The sequence below is a fragment of the Streptomyces sp. NPDC058964 genome, from assembly GCF_042741275.1.
Classification (GTDB): Bacteria; Actinomycetota; Actinomycetes; order Streptomycetales; family Streptomycetaceae; genus Streptomyces.
The window spans coordinates 1046-2344 of the sequence record NZ_JBHYKH010000840.1; the positions used below are offsets into that span (position 1 = coordinate 1046).

At 75.3% G+C, this 1299-nt stretch carries 1 protein-coding gene and 1 pseudogene; one reads left to right on the plus strand and one right to left on the minus strand.

What is annotated here, in order from left to right; all coding sequences use genetic code 11:
* Nucleotides 1-128 precede the first annotated feature (128 nt).
* The gene (locus ACFW2E_RS45450; protein WP_384477650.1) at nt 129-1151 is read left to right on the plus strand and encodes a CU044_5270 family protein; all 1023 of its coding nucleotides are present in this window, start codon (nt 129-131) and stop codon (nt 1149-1151) included.
* On the opposite strand, the pseudogene ACFW2E_RS45455 reads toward ACFW2E_RS45450, so the two are convergent.
* Nucleotides 1152-1299: pseudogene (locus tag ACFW2E_RS45455) on the minus strand (bifunctional 5,10-methylene-tetrahydrofolate dehydrogenase/5,10-methylene-tetrahydrofolate cyclohydrolase); the annotation flags it as partial.

Below are 1299 nucleotides of genomic sequence, written 5' to 3' on the forward strand. Positions count from 1 at the left end.
CCACCGGGCCAGGCGCCGTCTGAGACCCGAGATCGACCGACTGCGGCCCGCCGTGGCGGCGCCGTCCGACGGCCGCCCCGCCCCGGAGCGCGCCTCCGCCGACGCGACCCTGTGCAAGGACCACGGACATGGCTGACGAACTCAAACTCCTGCGCGACGCCAACCCGGTGCCGGCCGACAGCCCCGACTTCGGCGACGGACCGCTGGACCGGCGTGCCGAGCAGAGGCTGCGCCGGCTGCTGCACGAAGGCCGCCCGCGGCGCCGTGCCCGGCTGCTTCCGGCGCTGCCCGGCCGTACCCCGCGCGCCCGGCTGGTCTGGGGCCTGGCCGCCACCGTCGTCGTCCTCGGTCTCGCCGTCAACGCCGTCCTCGGCGGTCCGGGCACCCAGCGGGCCGTCGCGGCGCCGCGCCCGCTGACCATCCAGCCCCACTCCAGCCCGGTACCCCTGAAGGACCTGGTCGCCCTGGCCGACGCGGCCGCGGCAGACGGCTCACCGGGCCTGCGCAAGGGCACACACGTGCAGACGTGGAGTCTCGGCCTGAGCGACGGCGAAAAGCCCGTCACGCTGCCCGTGGAGCGGGTGGTGCGCTGGCGGGCGGACGCCACCCACACCGAACTGGTCGTGGCGACCGACCCGAGCAGGCCGGGCCGCCCGGTCCTCACCGACGAGGGCGACGACCCGCACGAGGTGGCGGACGGCCATGTGATCAGCCGGACCACCTACCCGCCGATGTGGAGCGACGCCCCGCCCGAAGGGACCCCGCCCCACACCGCGTCGGGCCTGCGGGCCTACCTCACCGAGATCGTCCGCCCCGAGGTCGACCGCAGCACGGCCCCGCTGAGCACCGAGGACCTCTTCGACGCCGTCGGGGAACTCCTCGACCACTGGACCTTGGGCGCCCGCGAGTCGGCGGCGCTCGTCCGGCTGTTCGCGCAGGCCGAGGGGCTGCGGCCGGCCGGCGACGTGACGGACCGCCTCGGCCGCACCGGCCATGCGTACGTGTACGACACCCGGCGCATCCGGCACATGCTGATCCTGGAACCTCGCACCGGGGCAGTCCTCGGCATGGAGGACACCTTCACCGAGGCCGTCCCCGAGGACGGCGTGCGGCCCGGTGCCGTCATGGAGTACCGGGCCTGGATGCGCTGATCACACACCGAGCTGCCGGGCGGCGGCGTCGACGGTCTGCTCCAGGAGCGTGGCGATCGTCATCGGGCCGGCCCCGCCCGGCACCGGGGTGATGAGCGAGGCGCGCTCCACGGCCGAGTCGAAGTCGACGTCGCCGACGTTCCCGCGT

Coding starts and splice junctions, on each gene's coding strand:
- ACFW2E_RS45450 (WP_384477650.1), top strand. CDS start 129: ATGGCTGACGAACTCAAACTCCTGCGCGACGCCAACCCGGTGCCGGCC.